The organism is Hyphomicrobium facile (genome assembly GCF_900116175.1).
GTDB lineage: Bacteria > Pseudomonadota > Alphaproteobacteria > Rhizobiales > Hyphomicrobiaceae > Hyphomicrobium_B > Hyphomicrobium_B facile.
This window is the reverse complement of record NZ_FPCH01000001.1, coordinates 564,296-579,711: the sequence shown is the minus strand read 5'-3', so window position 1 is coordinate 579,711 and position 15,416 is coordinate 564,296. Positions and strand designations below refer to the sequence as shown.

Below are 15,416 nucleotides of genomic sequence, written 5' to 3'. Positions count from 1 at the left end.
ATCGCTGCCTTCCTTAGCAAAGCGGACCGCAGTGCGGATGACAGCGCGTGACCGATTTTCAGGGCATTTTTGGGGCTCACCCCTCGTGAGCCTCAGCCTTTAAGGCGTCGACACGCCGCTCCCAGTTAAGCGCCTGCGCGACGATCTGTTCCAAATTGTCATGCTGAGGCTGCCAGCCGAGCTTCTCGCGGATTTTGGCAGTGGCGGCGACGATGGCCGCCGGGTCGCCCGGCCGCCGCGGCGACAGCAGAACCCTGAAATCGACGCCGGAGACCTGTTTCACCGCGGCGATGACCTCGATGACCGAATACCCCTTCGAATAGCCGCAGTTGAAGATGTCCGAAACACCCCCCCGGCGCAGATGGTCGAGAGCGACCGAGTGGGCGTTGGCGAGGTCGCTGACGTGGATGTAGTCGCGCACGCAGGTGCCGTCGGGGGTCGGGTAATCGGTCCCGAAGACCTCCATCTGCGGCCGTTTGCCGAGAGCCGTTTCGCACGCCACCTTGATCAGATGCGTCGCGCGCGGCGTCGACTGGCCGGATCGGCCTTCGGGATCGGCGCCCGCCACATTGAAGTAACGAAGTGCGACAAAACGGAAGTCATGCGCGCGCGAGGCGTCCGACAGCATGATCTCGGTCATCAGCTTCGAGGAACCGTAGGGCGACATCGGTGCCGGAGGAGCGCTTTCCGAAACCGGATTGTCCTCGGGGTTGCCGTAGACGGCAGCGGTCGAGGAAAAGATGAAATTCCTGACGCCGGTCTGGACCGCAGCCGCGATCAGTCCTCGTGATTTGACCGTATTGTTCAAATAATAGCCGAGCGGGTCGGCGACGGAATCCGGCACCACGATCGACCCGGCGAAGTGAATGATCGCATTCACGCCATGGGCACGGATCGTTTCCTCGACGAGAGCGTTATCGGCAATGTCCCCCACCACCAGCGTCGCCCGGCGATCGACTGCCCACCGAAATCCCGTAGACAGATTATCGATGACGACGACGTCCTCGCCCCGATCCACCAACTCCAGCACCATGTGGCTGCCGATGTAGCCGGCACCGCCCGTGACGAGAACGCTCATGGTTGCATTGGACTCCCGAGTTAGATACCCACACTCGCGGCCGATTTTCCGTCAAAAAGGCCGTTCAGACCTAAAGGAGACGGCGACCCGGCGCAAACGACCCTCCCGCGTTCCCCGCGAGAAACTTCTCAAATTCGGGGATTAGACATAATTCGTTACCAAATGGGCTTAGACCGCTTCTGCTGTCCTCGGAGCATATGATGAGCGTTGTGAAAAGACCTATCCGTAAAGCCGTCTTCCCGGTCGCCGGTCTCGGAACCCGATTTCTTCCCGCGACGAAGGCAGTGCCGAAAGAAATGCTGACCGTGGTCGACCGGCCCGTCTTGCAGCATGTCGTCGACGAGGCGCGCGCCGCCGGCATCGAGCATTTCATTTTCGTCACTGGACGGAACAAGGGCGTCATCGAAGACCACTTCGACAAGCAGTTCGAACTGGAATCGACGCTTGCCTCCCGCGGCAAGACCAAAGAGATCGAGGCCCTTGCCCGCGACCTTCCACAGGCTGGCCAAACGAGCTTTACCCGCCAGCAGTCGCCACTCGGCCTCGGCCACGCCGTATGGTGCGCGCGGGAACTCGTCGGCGACGAGCCGTTCGCATTGCTGCTGCCGGACATGCTCCATCATGGCCGCTCGTCATGCCTCGCCGATATGATCGAAGCGTACGCCAAGACAGGCGGCAACCTCATCGCCGTCGCCCCCGTGCCCGATGATCAGACGCATCAATACGGCATCGTCGGCGTGACCGATGCAAAGGCGAAGGTCTCCCCGATCACCGGAATGGTCGAGAAACCGAAGCAAGGCACCGCGCCGTCGAACCTGCACATCACCGGCCGCTACGTCCTGCAGCCTGAAATCTTTGGCCTTCTCGAGAAGCAGGAACGGGGCGCCGGCGGCGAAATCCAGCTCACTGACTCGATGATCAGCCTGATGCACGGCGCCAACCAGCCATTCCATGCCGTCCGCTTCGACGGCGAGATTTATGACTGCGGATCGAAGCTTGGTTTTCTCACAGCCAACGTCGCGCTGGCCCTCGAGCGTCCGGATCTTGCCGACGACTTCCGGCGTGATTTGAACCGGCTGCTCGGGACCAATAAATAAGGCGCAGCGCAGCCCTATTGGCGCAACCGGACGCCGAAGTGGACTTCGTCTCCGACGTAGTCGTTCGGCGCGCCGACGCCGTTGAAATCGACGTGCGCGTACTTTCCGAACAGCACGGTGTTGCGGTTGGCATAATATTCGATGCCCGCCGTTTGTCGCCATTCGGTATCGTTGATGACCCCATCTTGCGAGTTCTGGTTGGAATAGATCAACCCGGCCGAAGCGACGAGATAGCTCTTGAACTCGTGACGAATCTCGACGCCGACCGTGCGATAGAACGCGCCGCCGACGTTGGCGGTTGTCGTCTCGGAAACGTCCGTGCTGGCGTTGAGCAGAACCGACGTCAGCGCCGTCGCCCGCCACGTCGCATTGGCATCGAACGTCAAGCCGTCGACCGCGTGCAGGCGTGAATCTTCGGGCGTCTGAATGCCGTAGCCGAGGCTGATGTCGCCGCGAAGAATTTCGCCCGTATTTCCAAAGGACACGCCAAACCGGTAGCGCTGGCCGTTCGAAGTACGGTTGATCAAATCGCTCTGCGCCGCTTCGCCATAGTCGCGATGGTTATAGGCGAACTCGAAGTAGGGTGAGAACGACGGCTTGAACTCCCACGACGTCCGGAACGTCTCTTCGTAGATCGTGTAATCGCGATCACTGTTGGACGTCACCACACCGGCATCCTCGACGCTGCCGTAGGTATAGTCCTGCACACTGCCGCGCAGCTGATACGACAGGCGATTGAAGCGCTGATTGTAGGCGAGCTCCGCACGATCCGTATCGATGACCGATCGCGTACCGACCGAACTCGAATCGAGCGCCGAGCGGCTCTCGAGATATTGCTGCCGGGAAATGAGCGCCTGAATATTCGCGCGTTTCGTTATGTCGAGGCGTCCGCGCGCCTCGAGCGTATAGTCGCGATCGTCTTCGGTCGGAAAGTCGTTGTAGAAGCTCAACACGCCGACGGCTCTGAACTCGAGTGCATGCGTTCCCCAGTTCGAAACGAGCCTCGCGCCTGGCTTCACATCCATCGCCCAGTCGGACGGCGAGCCCGGCGCATGAAAGACATTGGAGTAATAGGACGCGCCGAACTCCACCTCGGGAAAGAGCACGAAACTGCCGACCTTGATGCCGACCGGGTCATAAGGCTCCTGACGGAAGAGGCGCCTCGGCGTTCGGTTATCGACGTATGGATTGAGATCTTCGATCTGGAAGAGCAACGGGTCGTAACCGGCAGGCGGATTTTCGACGAGCGTTATGTCGCCGCCGTCTCGCGCCTCGCGGGCCGCCGGATCCGTCTCCTCAAACGGCTCCGCCGTGTCGACGCCCCCATCGACGGCACCGGACGTATCGGCCGCAAGACCCGCATCGCCATCAGCCGGCAGGTTAGGTTCGAGAAGGTCTTGTTCGGTCGTCTTGGAATTTGGATCGTCGCCGGACGCCGCGGCATCGGCATCGTCATCGTCTTGGGAGTCGGATTGGAGCGAGACCGGCCGCGTTGGCCCGGACGCATAACTTTCGCTGATCGTCGTCTCGCCGCCTTGTGCGGCATTAGGTACCTGAGCGCGGACAGACGGAACCAGCACGCCCGAAAGCGTTACAGCCACAATTCCACTTATCAACCAGGCGATAAGCCGGTCGACCATTTCAGCGTCCCCATGCGCGACTTCCACTCGAAACGCTACTAACGATTGGACCGTAGGAAACGGTTGGTTAATGTCCCTTTAAAATGCTCGCGGGGGTTGCTTCGCGCGCCGCCAGACGCGAAAGTGTTAACGCGGTTCGGCCGAGTCCTTTGAGGATGTCGATCAATCGCGCAACGGGGGAACATCGAGCGGATGCAGAAGGTCATTCCATTCCAGCTGCCCGAAGGCGAGCGCCGGGAAGCTGAAAGCGAAGCCGACGAGACGACGCCGATCTCTTCAGCGCTTCGAACGCTCAATCTCGGGGCCGAAGGCTTGGCCCAGCTCGCCAACGAAATCGCCGGCCCAATGGCGCCCGCGTTCGATGAAGCCGTTCGCCGCCTCAAGGCCGTCACAGGCCGCGTCATCGTAACGGGCATCGGCAAGAGCGGCCACGTCGCCCAGAAAATCGCCGCGACGTTCGCCTCCACGGGAACGCCCGCCTTCTTCGTTCATCCCAGCGAAGCCTCACACGGCGACCTCGGCATGATCACGCGATCGGATATCATCCTCGCGCTGTCGTGGTCCGGCGAAACCGTCGAACTCAAGTCAATCATCACCTACTCTCGCCGGTTCGCGGTTCCGCTGATCGCGATAACCTCGCAGGCGAATTCCGCGCTAGGAGAGCAGGCCGACACTCTGTTGCTTCTGCCACGCGTGAAGGAAGCCTGCCCGCACGGCCTTGCGCCGACGACCTCGACCACCATTCAGCTCGCGATCGGAGACAGCCTCGCAATCGCGTTGCTGGACGCGCGCGGCTTCACGGCCCACGATTTCAAGATCTTCCATCCGGGCGGTTCTCTCGGCGCCAACTTGAAGTACGTCGCCGACGTCATGCATCCGTCCGATCAATTGCCGTTGATCGGCAGCGGCGCGCTGATGTCGGAAGCACTCGTCGCCATGACCGAGAAGAGCTTCGGCTGCGTCGGCGTGACGGATACCAAAGGCAAGCTGCTCGGCGTGATCACCGACGGCGACTTGCGGCGCCATATGGGCGGCAAATTGCTCGAAGCCAAAGTCGATGACGTGATGACCGCGAAGCCCAAGACGATTGCGCCGACCCTGCTCGCGTCGGCCGCCTTGGAACTCATCAACTCATCGCGCATTACCGCGCTGTTCGTCGTCGAAAAGCAGAAGCCCATCGGCATCGTGCACGTTCACGATCTGCTGCGATTGGGCGTCGCCTAGGCAGGACGCACGAGACAAGCTGCGCGGCCGGTCAAAGCCAGCCTTGCAGCTCCCGGCGCACCACCGCCTCGATCACATCGACGCCCTCGGCACTGTCGTTGAGCGCTTTGAGATAGGCGAATTTCTCGCCGCCGTTCGACTCGAAAATGTGCCGGTTTTCAACGTCGAGTTCTTCGAGCGTCTCGAGGCAGTCGGCCGAAAAGCCCGGCGCGACCAGGGCCAATTTTTTGACGCCGGACTTCGCCAGCGCTTCAACGGTCTTATCCGTATAGGGCTGAAGCCACGGATCGTTGCCGAAACGCGACTGGAACGTCGTCAGCCAGCGCTCTTCGGGAATTCCCAATTTCTGCCGTAGAAGCCGCGAGGTCTTCTGGCACTGGCAATGGTAGGGATCGCCCGCCATGAAATATTTCTCCGGCATGCCGTGGAAGGTCGCGATGATCTTCTCCGGCTCGAAATCGAGTTCGGCCAAACTCTTGCGCATCGAACGCGCGAGAGCATCGATGTAGACCGGATCGTCGTGATAGCTCGGCGCCGTGCGAACAGCAGGCTGCCAGCGCATTTTCATCAGCGCGCGGAACGCCTGGTCGCACGCGGTCGCCGTCGTCGCCGCAGCGTATTGAGGATAGAGCGGCACCAAAAGAATGCGGTCGCACCCCTGCTCCTTGAGCGCAAGGATGCGGCTCTCCGTCGACGGGTTGGCGTAGCGCATCGCCCAATCGACAACGATGCGCTGCTCACCCCCGAGGCGCGCCGCCAATTGTTCCGCCTGACTGCGCGTGATCGTCTTCAGCGGACCCTCGTCGCGCTCGTTGTTCCAAATGGTCGCGTAATCGCGCCCCTTTCGGCTCGGACGCGTCGTCAGAATGATGAGGTTGAGGATCGGCCACCACTTCCACTTCGGCTCTTCGATCACGCGCTCATCGGACAGGAACTCGCGCAGATAGCGGCGCATCGGCCAGTATGTGGTGCCGTCCGGCGTTCCGAGATTAAGAAGAAGAATGCCAACCCGGCCGAACGCGACCGGAGGATGCCCGGCAGGCAGCTTCACGGCCTCGGAATCAAAGCGATCTTGTTTAGGAACTTCGTTCATCCGCTCTCCGAAATCAGAAATCTGCGCGACCCTAACGGATCAGGCGCGCCGTTGCGATGGGGCAGAGGCGACGGATTTCGTGGCGAGCCTCGGCTTGGACGCCGCGCGGGCCTTGTCCGGCTCGCCGCCCCTTTCATCGCTCCGCTCGTCAGCCCGGCCATTTAACTCGGCCCGTGCGGCATCCGCCGCCTGAGGAACCGGCTGCACCAGAGATGGTGCGTCGACCAGCGGATCCAATGCCCGGCCATGTTCCCAATAAGCCGCCGCGCGCTTGATGAAGGCCCGCGTTTTTTCAGAGAATAGCCGCTTAACGCGAAATTCGGCCTTTGCGCGCAGAACCTGCTGCTGCCGCCGGCAAATGGCAATAGCCGCTTCCTTCTGCTCGTCCGCCATATCGGGTGCGGCCGAAACGGCAACAACCAGCACCGCAAGATCATGGTCATCACCGAGCCACTGCGATAGCTCCCGCGAGGCGTTCACCCGGACAGCGAATTCATCCGGCCAAGCACGCGCAAGCAGCGCCATCTGACGCCAATGCCACTGCACGGCCTTGCGCAATTCGTGGAAATTTTCATCCGTCGGCTCGTCGTAAGCGTAGGCGATCGCCTTTCGCGCCTTCCGGTAACTTGTCTCGAGGCCACCCGCGAGTGCCGCGAAGCCCTTATGCTTGAAATCGAGACGCTCGATTTTCTTCGCTTCCGCGTCGAGCAACCCACGCGCACGATCGGCCGTCTCGGCGTCGAGCCGCTCCGGCTGATTTCCCGCCCGCGCTGTCAACGCCGCCTTCAACGGCACGAACGCGGCCACCGCCTCGGGGAATTCGTCAGCCAGTTTTTGGATGGTTTCGAACATGACGGTCTGGTCGCGCCGGGCCGACAGAAGTCTCCCGATTTCACCGAGCGCCTTCGTACGCCGCCGCGCTTTTTTGGTCCCGACGGACACTGCCGAAAGACGTATGAGCGCGCGCAACCGCTTGATGGATTTCCGGCACTCGTGCACGCCCTTGGGATCGGCCGTGGGCCCCGACAATTCCGCAATCGAGCTATCGAATTGCTCGCGCGCAATGCGGCGAAACCCCTTTTCGACGGGCTCGTTGATTTTGAATCGATACGGCATAACGCGGGAACGGCTTCGCAACGATGAGCAGGTCTGTCGTAGATCCGAACCACATAAAACTGTCACAAACAACGCTGCGATAGTTAACACATCACTGCCGTACTTATCGAGCCTCCAACTGTCGCAACCATTGAACCACGCGGTTCTCGGGGTCTGAGGCCGTTATGAAATCGGTTATGACGGCCAAGGTATCGGCACCGGCTTCGAGCACTCCCGGTGCCCGGTCCGGCGTCAAACCGCCGATGGCGACCAACGGTAGCTGACGAATTTTGCTGCGCCATTCCTTAACCTTCTCAAGACCTTGAGGCGCCCAGGGCATGGCTTTGAGCTTGGTTTCGTAAATCGGGCCCAGCGCCACATAGTCAGGTTCCGCAGCCAGAGCGATCTCGAGTTCGGCTTCGTCGTGTGTCGATACACCGAACCTGATGCCGGCGAGCTTTATCGCCTCGAAATCAGCCGTGCGCAGATCCTCCTGGCCGAGATGAATGTAATCGACACCGGTATCGAGCGCGACTTCCCAGTAATCGTTGAGGACCAGCTGGCAGTTGTTCTCGCGGCAGAAATCGAACGCCCGCTTCGCCTGCGCCGCGACCTCAGCCGGTGAACTATCCTTGATCCTGAGCTGAACGAGCTTCACGCCGAGCGGTACGATGCGTTCGAGCCAGCCGATGTCGGGCACGATCGGATAAAAACGCGCGAGCTTGGTTTGCGTTGAATTCAAAGCACGTTCAATCGAGATCGAAAAACGGAGTGCCGGCGACCGGCGTTGACGGTACCGCCATGTCGCGAGGTGGGATCAGCCCGGCTTCATAACCCAAACGCCCCGACTGGATCGCCGACGCGAATGCCGCCGCCATCTTGACCGGATCAGCGGCCTTCGCAACCGCCGTGTTGAGCAATACGGCGTCGTAGCCAAGCTCCATGGCGAGCGCCGCGTGCGATGGCGCGCCGATGCCAGCATCGATGATCAGCGTCACATCGGGGAAGTAGGCGCGCAAGCTTGTCAGCGCGTGAACGTTGGCGAGCCCGCGACCGCTGCCGATTGGCGCGCCCCACGGCATGATCACTTGGCATCCGGCGCGCTGCAGCCGTTCTGCGACCGAAAGATCTTCTGTTGTGTAAGGCAGCACTTTGAAGCCATCGCGACTGAGCGTGCCTGCCGCCTCGACGAGCCCGAAGACATCCGGCTGCAGAGTGTCGTCGTTGCCGATGACCTCGAGCTTGATCCAGTCCGTTCCGAAAAGCTCGCGTGCCATCTGGGCGGTGGCAATGGCTTCGCCCGGCGTCCGGCATCCGGCCGTGTTGGGAAGAACGCGAACGCCCAGATCTTTGATGATGTCGAGGAACCGCTCGCCGGCCTTTCCGCCGGCGGCCTCACGGCGCAGCGAAACGGTGACGATCTCCGCGCCCGACGCTTTGACCGCGCTCGTCAGAATGGCCGGAGACGGATAGCCCGCTGTCCCGAGCAGAAGCCGCGAAGAAATCGTCTCCCCGTAAACGGAGAGCGCACGCCCCGCATGCAACGACTGATCACGAACGTTCATTTTAAGCGTAACTCGTCCTTTTGACCGCTGAGCTTAGCCGCCCAATCTTAACCGCCCTGGCGAGCGGAAACGATCTCGACGCGGTCGCCGCTGCTCAGCGTCGTCGTAGCACGCCGCGCCTCAGGTACGAACTGTCCGTTGAGCGCCGTCGCAACCTTCGCCTCGCCGAGGCCCCGCTCCGCAATGAGGGCCGCGAGCGTACCGGCTTCGCTCACCGTTTTCCGGCCGTTGACGATCAACTCAGTGCTCGCTTCGTGTTGTAGCATCGCTCTATCTGACCTGAAGGGCGGACATGGGCATTTAATCGCCCTTTACCAGAGCATTGGAGAGTTTTTTACCGCATATAATCCGGACGGGTCAAAGGGACCCGCCAATCCGCCGCAATTAGCATCTGAATCTCCGGCGTCGAAATTGAGGATCGCCCCATGTTTTCGCGCCTGATGTCGTCTCGCCGTTTCATGCCGCTCTTCTGGAGCCAGCTTCTGGCTGCCCTGAACGACAACTTGCTGAAGAACGCCCTGGCGATGCTCGTCGTCTACAAGCTGGCGATGGAGAATGGCCCCGCGCTCGGAACGCTTGCAGGCGCGGCCCTGGTGCTTCCCTTCTTCGTCTTCTCCGCACTTGCGGGGCAGCTCGCCGATAAGTTCGACAAGGCGAAGGTTGCGGTTCGCGTTCGCCTTTTGGAGATTCCAATCGCCGTAATCGCGGCCGTCGGATTTCTTTTGCCATCGGTGCCGTTGCTGTTTGCGGCTCTCGTCCTCTTCGGCACGCTGAGCGCCTTCTTCGGACCGGTGAAATACGGATTGCTCCCCTCCCATCTCGAAACCAGAGAGCTTCCATCCGGCAACGCCCTAATCGAAGGCGCAACCTTCATTGCGATCTTGATCGGGACCATCGGCGGCAACTTGGCGTCCGGCGGCGAAACCGAACTGATGGTCGTCGCGAGCGCCATCGTTGGCATCTCGGTGCTCGGCTGGATTTCGGCGCGCTTCATTCCGCCGGCCCCATCCTCGGTGCCCGATCTCGTCGTCGATAGAAACGTCGTCACATCGACGGTCACCCTGTTGAAAGACCTGCGCGCCGACAAACGCATTTGGCAGGGCGCGCTCATTACGTCGTGGTTCTGGCTTGTGGGCGCCGCTGTGCTGGCGCTGCTGCAAAACCTCATTCCGCAAACCTTGAACGGCGCACCGTCCGTTTACACGCTGGCGCTCTTCACGTTTGCGGTCGCCGTCGCATTCGGATCAATCATTGCCGCGCGCGCCAGCACCAATCGTCCCAATCTCGCGCTCGTCCCCATCGGCGCATTGTTGATGGGCGTCTTCCTGCTCGATCTGGCGTGGGTCGCGTCCGCCATGAAACCTGCCCCGACGCCGCTCACCGCGGCGGATGTACTGACCTCGGTCGAAGGTCTACACATGCTCTTCGACCTCGCAGGCATCGCAGTCGCCGGCGGCCTCTTCATTGTGCCCTCGTTTGCCGCCGTACAGGCCTGGTCGCCCGTAGAGCGCCGCTCTCGCGTCATCGCCGGATGCAACGTCCTGTCGGCCGCATTCATGACGCTCGTCGGCATCGCCATCGCGGCGCTCCAGTTCGAGAAAGTCCCCGTCGCGCTCCTTTACGCCGGCCTCGGAATTGCAAACCTGATCGTCGTGGTGCTCGTTCTCCGCGCCTGGGGTGCCGAGGGCGTGAAGGACGTTGTCGTCTTCATGTTCAAGACGTTCTTCGGACTTGAAGTCAGAGGCCTCGAAAACCTCCCGAAGCCCGGGCAACGCGCAATCATCGCTCCAAACCACGTCAGCCTCCTCGATGCGGGATTGCTGAACGGACTTCTTCCCTCTCACAGCGCTTATGCGGTCGATACCGAAATCGCCAAGACGTGGTGGGCGAAGCCGTTCCTGAAGCTCGCGCAGTTCTACACGATCGATCCGACACGCCCGCTCGGCATGCGCCATCTGATCCAGGCCGTCAGAGACGGAGCATCACTTGTGATATTCCCCGAAGGACGCCTGACCGTCACCGGCGGACTGATGAAAGTCTACGACGGCACGGCGATGATCGCGGACAAGGCGAATGCACCAGTCATTCCCGTTCGCATCGATGGCCTTGAGCGCTCGCATTTTGGCTATCTCAACAGCTCTCAGACAAAGAAAGTCTGGTTTCCGAAAACAACCGTCACCGTTCTTCCTCCCGTTTGGCTGAAGGTCGATCCCGCCCTCCGCGGCAAGGCGCGGCGCCAGGCGGCAGGCGCGGCATTGCAAGACATCATGACTGACTCTGCAGTGCTGACGACGCCGATCGATCAGACGCTGTTCGAAGCGCTCGTCGCCGCCCACAAAACGCGCGACACCGGCAAGCCTGCGATCGAAGATCCGCTCGGAACCAAGCTCTCGTACAAGAAGCTGATCGTCGGCGCGCAGGTGCTGGGAGCGAAACTCGCGCCGATGCTGCCGCCGCCTCAATCGGCCGTCGGCGTGCTGCTGCCGAATTCCGCCGGCGTCGCGGTGACGTTCTTCGCGCTGCAGACGATTGGGCGCGTCCCCGCGATGCTCAATTTCTCGGCCGGGGCGGCCAACGTCGTCTCTGCCTGCAAAGCGGCGAACGTATCGGTCGTGCTGACATCCCGCGTTTTCGTTGAAAAGGGACACTTGGAACCGCTCATCCAGGCCCTCGAAGCCGTCGTGCGCGTGATCTATCTGGAAGACGTGCGCCCGACGATAACATTCCGCGATAAGGTCAAAGGCCTCGTGCAAGGTGGAAGGCAGCAAGTCAAAGCCGACTACAACGCGCCCGCAGCAATCCTGTTCACGTCGGGCTCCGAAGGAACGCCGAAGGGCGTCGTCCTCTCTCATCGAAACATTCTGGCGAACTGCGCACAAAGCCTCACGCGCGTTGCCTGCAACGGCACCGACAAGGTTTTCAACGCGCTTCCGGTGTTCCATTCGTTCGGCTTGACCGCAGGCCTGCTGATGCCGCTCGTCGCCGGCGTGCCCGTCTATCTCTATCCGACGCCGCTGCACTACCGCATCATTCCGGAGCTCGTTTATCAGTCGAACGCCACCATCATGTTCGGCACCGATACCTTCCTGGCAGGTTATGCCCGCGTCGCGCACCCTTATGATTTCGCGCGCGTCCGCCTCATTCTCGCGGGCGCCGAGGCGATCAAGGATCGGACAAGGCAACTCTACATGGATCGTTTCGGCGTCCGCATTCTCGAAGGCTACGGCGTGACGGAAACAGCGCCGGTCCTCGCGATCAACACGCCGCTTGCGAACAAGGCGGGCAGCGTCGGCCGCCTGTCACCGCTGATGGAAGCGCGCCTCGAACCGGTTCCCGGAATTGAAACCGGCGGCCGCCTCTACGTGCGCGGACCGAACGTGATGCTCGGCTATTATCGCGCCGAAAACCCCGGCGTCCTCGAACCGCCGGCGGCCGGCTGGCACGACACCGGCGACATCGTCGACATCGATCCGCAGGGCTTCATCATGATCAAAGGCCGCGCCAAGCGGTTCGCCAAGATCGGCGGCGAAATGATTTCGCTTTCGGCCGTCGAGGCATTAGCCGCCGAGCTTTGGCCGCAACAGATAACGGTCGTCGTCGCGCTCCCCGATCCGCGAAAAGGCGAGCGCCTGGCTCTGCTGACAACCGATCCGAATTGTACGCGCGACGCGTTCGCGCAGTTCGTGCGAAGAAAAGGCGTGACCGAGCTTACGACGCCTGCAGACATTTTCGTGGTTCCGAAAATTCCGCTGCTCGGCTCCGGCAAGCCCGATTACGTTGCCGCGCTCGAACTCGCGAAGCAAACGTTGGCCGCCAAGGCAAGCCCCTCAGGGAGCAGCGAACAGCGGCCCCTCACGCCGGTTGTCGGATAGATAATCGGCAACGGCCCGCGCAAGTACCGGCGCAAGAAGGAACCCGTGCCGGTACGCACCGTTGACGCGGATCAGATGGCCACCGTCCTCGACGATAATTCGTGGCACGTTATCGGAGAAAGCAGGCCTGACCCCCGCGCCCATCTCGAGGACGGATGCCTCCCCGAAGGCCGGATGCAGCGCATATGCCGAGCCGAGCAGATCGAGCGCCGATCGGAGCGAAATCGGACCGACGTCTTCCCGCTCGATGACGGTCGCGCCGACGACGAACCGCCCATCGCCCTGCGGCACGACATAGATCGGCTGACGCGGATGCAGGAGGCGAACCGGGCGCGACAAGCTCACCTCGCTCGTTCGAATGAGTACGCGTTCGCCGCGCACGCCTCGGAGGGACGGTAGATCTTCGTGGGCGCCGATCCCCCGGCAATCGATCACGACGTCTTCCGAGGTTCCCTTCCAAAGGGTCTCGAAAGAAATATCCACGCCGAGCAAGCGGAGCTGATCGACGAGCCAGCTCATCGCCTTTTGCGCATCGACGTGCGCTTCGCTCTCGAAATAAAGCCCGCGCTCAAAACGGCCGGCAAGCGACGGCTCAAGATCGGCGATGCGCGGTCCCGCAACCGCCACATGCCCTTCCGTCATATTGGCGAAGCGGGCGAGATCCCCTGCATCGCGCGCGTGCGCAACGACCAGCGTTCCGTTGCTCATGATGCCGGGATAGGTGTCGCGCCAAAGGCGAAGCCCCTCGCGCCCGAGATCGCGAACGCTGTGCGGCGCGCCTTCGGCCTCGCACTCCGGTGCAATCATCGCCCCCGCCCAACGGCTCGATGATCGCGCGAACGGATCGCAACCGGCCTCGATCAAGCGAACGCGATATCCGGCACGCGCCAACGAAAACGCCTGCCAAAGGCCGAATATGCCGGCGCCGACAACGAGGATGGACGGTTTGTTCAAGGTCGAAACTCTTCAGGACGTTTCGCTTCCTCTAGCATCAATCGCCGAGAGCGACACCCTCGCGGCGCGGATCGGCCCCGCCTTCGAGACGACCGTCGCGCCGGACGATCATGTTCACGCCGGACGTCATCGTCGCCCCCGAGACCGTCTGGCCATAGGACGTCAGCTCGTATGCCGGCCACACGATCGGCAACGAATATTCGATCAGAAACGGTCCGCCCTGGCTGCCGAAATTCGTGAGCGACGCGGCTTGCTGCGCGTCGAGACCCCAATCCAGTACGGCGACAAGGGCCTTCACGACGTAGAGGATGATTTGCGAACCGCCCGGCGAACCGGTGACGATCTCGGGCGCGCCATCAGGAGCCAGCACGATCGTCGGCGCCATTGAGCTTCTCGGCCGCTTTCCACCCTCTATTCGATTGGCGACGGCCATGCCGTTCGCATCGACCGGCACGAATGAGAAGTCCGTCAGCTCGTTGTTGAGAAGAAAGCCTTTCGCCCAAAGGTGCGAGCCGAACGCGCTTTCGATCGTCGCCGTCAGCGATACCACGTTGCCTTCGCCATCGATGATCGAAACCTGCGTCGTGCCCGGCACTTCGTACGTCGCATCCTGACCGAACGACTTTTTGGCAAGACCCGGCGGCAGTCCGGGCTCGGCCTTCGCCATCGCTTTCTTCGGATCGATGAGCTTCCGCCGCTCGGCAAGATAAGCGTCATCGAGCAGTCCGGACGGAACCGCAACCCGATCCGGATCGGCGATGTACATGTTGCGATCGGCAAAGGCGAGCTTCTCCGCCTCGGCAATGATGTGCAAAGCCGGTGCCGTCATCAGCGCCGACGCACCCTGCACCTGCGGAAAAGGCTCGATGAGTTTCAGCACGGCGCCGACAGTGAGTGCACCCGAGGAAGGCGGACCGACGCTGCAAACCTGCCGGCCGCGATAGGCGACACAAACCGGCTCCCGTTCCTTCGCGCTATAGGCCGCAAGATCCTCAGCACTCAAATCACCGGGTATGGTGTGAGCCTCTTTGACGGCCTTGACCATCGCGTCCGCAATGTCGCCGGTGTAAAACGCATCGGGGCCGCGCTCTGCAATCGTTCTGAGCGTGGCCGCGTATTCGGGATTTTTGAGCAGCGATCCTGCAGCCCTCGGCGTTACGCCGCCCTCATAAAAATACGAGCGCGCATCGGGCGCGAACTTTTCCGCGCTTTCGGATTTCAGAAGAACGTTGAGGCGCGGCGATACCGGAAATCCATTCTCGGCGAGCGTTATCGCCGGCTCGAAAAGCTTCGCCCAAGGTAGCTTCCCGTATTTCTCGTGTGATGCATGAAGCGCGCGAAGAAGGCCCGGAACACCGACGCTCAAACCCGAGTTCACGGCCTCCTCGAACTTCATCGGCTTCCCGTCTTTGAGAAACCGGTCGGGCCGCGCCGCAGCCGGCGCCGTTTCGCGGCCATCGAACGTCGTCATCGAACGCGTTTTGGCATCCCAAAGGGTGATGAACGCGCCGCCGCCAAGACCTGAGGACTGCGGCTCAACAAGGCCGAGCACCAGCTCCGTCGCAATCGCCGCGTCGATTGCCGATCCGCCTTGCCGCAATATTTCGCGGCCCGCCTCGGCGGCCAAGGGCTCGGCAGCGACAACCATGTGCTGCTTGGCGACAACGAGAGATTTCTCGCGCCTGCCCGACGCACCTTCAGGAACCGGCCGGAATTCCTGCGCCGACGCCGTCACTGCGACAATCGAGCACAAAACCGCAAGCAAAATTCTGAAAGGCATGAGATCCCCAAGGATGAG

At 61.6% G+C, this 15,416-nt stretch carries 12 protein-coding genes; 3 read left to right on the top strand and 9 right to left on the bottom strand.

Going from position 1 to position 15,416, the window contains the following annotated elements:
* Positions 1-76: 76 nt before the first annotated feature.
* On the bottom strand, positions 77-1,078 hold the full coding sequence (galE, locus tag BM399_RS02785) for a UDP-glucose 4-epimerase GalE (protein WP_092863915.1): 1,002 nt from the start codon (positions 1,076-1,078) through the stop codon (positions 77-79).
* 200 nt (positions 1,079-1,278) lie between these two features.
* Here galE and BM399_RS02780 point away from each other — a divergent pair, with 200 nt between their 5' ends.
* A complete protein-coding gene (locus BM399_RS02780; RefSeq protein WP_092866175.1) occupies positions 1,279-2,175 on the top strand; it encodes a UTP--glucose-1-phosphate uridylyltransferase in 897 nt (298 codons plus the stop codon).
* Positions 2,176-2,189: 14 nt separating this feature from the next.
* On the opposite strand, the gene BM399_RS02775 is transcribed toward BM399_RS02780, so the two are convergent.
* Complete coding sequence (locus tag BM399_RS02775; protein WP_092863912.1) at positions 2,190-3,815, bottom strand: outer membrane beta-barrel protein; 1,626 nt, start codon at positions 3,813-3,815, stop codon at positions 2,190-2,192.
* Between the two features lie 192 nt (positions 3,816-4,007).
* Here BM399_RS02775 and BM399_RS02770 point away from each other — a divergent pair, with 192 nt between their 5' ends.
* Positions 4,008-5,039, top strand: coding sequence for a KpsF/GutQ family sugar-phosphate isomerase (locus BM399_RS02770; protein ID WP_092863909.1), 1,032 nt, complete (start codon positions 4,008-4,010; stop codon positions 5,037-5,039).
* A 31-nt stretch (positions 5,040-5,070) separates the two neighbouring features.
* On the opposite strand, the gene hemH is transcribed toward BM399_RS02770, so the two are convergent.
* The 5 genes from hemH to thiS all read right to left on the bottom strand — a co-directional run bounded on the left by hemH (position 5,071) and on the right by thiS (position 9,058).
* The gene (gene hemH / locus BM399_RS02765) at positions 5,071-6,132 is read right to left on the bottom strand and encodes a ferrochelatase (RefSeq protein ID WP_092863906.1); all 1,062 of its coding nucleotides are present in this window, start codon (positions 6,130-6,132) and stop codon (positions 5,071-5,073) included.
* A 39-nt stretch (positions 6,133-6,171) separates the two neighbouring features.
* Positions 6,172-7,248 carry a CHAD domain-containing protein gene (locus BM399_RS02760; RefSeq protein WP_092863903.1) on the bottom strand — a complete coding sequence of 359 codons (1,077 nt, stop codon included), beginning with the start codon at positions 7,246-7,248 and terminating at the stop codon, positions 6,172-6,174.
* A gap of 103 nt (positions 7,249-7,351) precedes the next feature.
* Positions 7,352-7,969, bottom strand: a complete 618-nt coding sequence (locus BM399_RS02755) for a thiamine phosphate synthase (protein WP_092863900.1) — start codon at positions 7,967-7,969, stop codon at positions 7,352-7,354.
* Between the two features lie 7 nt (positions 7,970-7,976).
* On the bottom strand, positions 7,977-8,792 hold the full coding sequence (locus BM399_RS02750) for a thiazole synthase (RefSeq protein WP_092863897.1): 816 nt from the start codon (positions 8,790-8,792) through the stop codon (positions 7,977-7,979).
* 47 nt (positions 8,793-8,839) lie between these two features.
* Positions 8,840-9,058, bottom strand: coding sequence for a sulfur carrier protein ThiS (gene thiS, locus BM399_RS02745; protein ID WP_092863894.1), 219 nt, complete (start codon positions 9,056-9,058; stop codon positions 8,840-8,842).
* A 159-nt stretch (positions 9,059-9,217) separates the two neighbouring features.
* On the opposite strand from thiS, the gene BM399_RS02740 reads away from it, so the two are divergent.
* Positions 9,218-12,664 carry an acyl-[ACP]--phospholipid O-acyltransferase gene (locus BM399_RS02740; RefSeq protein ID WP_092863891.1) on the top strand — a complete coding sequence of 1,149 codons (3,447 nt, stop codon included), beginning with the start codon at positions 9,218-9,220 and terminating at the stop codon, positions 12,662-12,664.
* Here the strand turns inward: BM399_RS02740 and BM399_RS02735 are convergent.
* Positions 12,620-13,618, bottom strand: coding sequence for an FAD-dependent oxidoreductase (locus BM399_RS02735; protein ID WP_092863888.1), 999 nt, complete (start codon positions 13,616-13,618; stop codon positions 12,620-12,622). The two genes, BM399_RS02740 and BM399_RS02735, sit on opposite strands and share 45 nt — an antisense overlap.
* A gap of 37 nt (positions 13,619-13,655) precedes the next feature.
* The gene (gene ggt / locus BM399_RS02730) at positions 13,656-15,398 is read right to left on the bottom strand and encodes a gamma-glutamyltransferase (protein WP_092863886.1); all 1,743 of its coding nucleotides are present in this window, start codon (positions 15,396-15,398) and stop codon (positions 13,656-13,658) included.
* Positions 15,399-15,416: the final 18 nt, after the last annotated feature.

Coding starts and splice junctions, on each gene's coding strand:
- BM399_RS02750 (WP_092863897.1), bottom strand. CDS start 8,792: ATGAACGTTCGTGATCAGTCGTTGCATGCGGGGCGTGCGCTCTCCGTT.
- BM399_RS02780 (WP_092866175.1), top strand. CDS start 1,279: ATGAGCGTTGTGAAAAGACCTATCCGTAAAGCCGTCTTCCCGGTCGCC.
- hemH (WP_092863906.1), bottom strand. CDS start 6,132: ATGAACGAAGTTCCTAAACAAGATCGCTTTGATTCCGAGGCCGTGAAG.
- galE (WP_092863915.1), bottom strand. CDS start 1,078: ATGAGCGTTCTCGTCACGGGCGGTGCCGGCTACATCGGCAGCCACATG.
- BM399_RS02775 (WP_092863912.1), bottom strand. CDS start 3,815: ATGGTCGACCGGCTTATCGCCTGGTTGATAAGTGGAATTGTGGCTGTA.
- ggt (WP_092863886.1), bottom strand. CDS start 15,398: ATGCCTTTCAGAATTTTGCTTGCGGTTTTGTGCTCGATTGTCGCAGTG.
- thiS (WP_092863894.1), bottom strand. CDS start 9,058: ATGCTACAACACGAAGCGAGCACTGAGTTGATCGTCAACGGCCGGAAA.
- BM399_RS02760 (WP_092863903.1), bottom strand. CDS start 7,248: ATGCCGTATCGATTCAAAATCAACGAGCCCGTCGAAAAGGGGTTTCGC.
- BM399_RS02740 (WP_092863891.1), top strand. CDS start 9,218: ATGTTTTCGCGCCTGATGTCGTCTCGCCGTTTCATGCCGCTCTTCTGG.
- BM399_RS02770 (WP_092863909.1), top strand. CDS start 4,008: ATGCAGAAGGTCATTCCATTCCAGCTGCCCGAAGGCGAGCGCCGGGAA.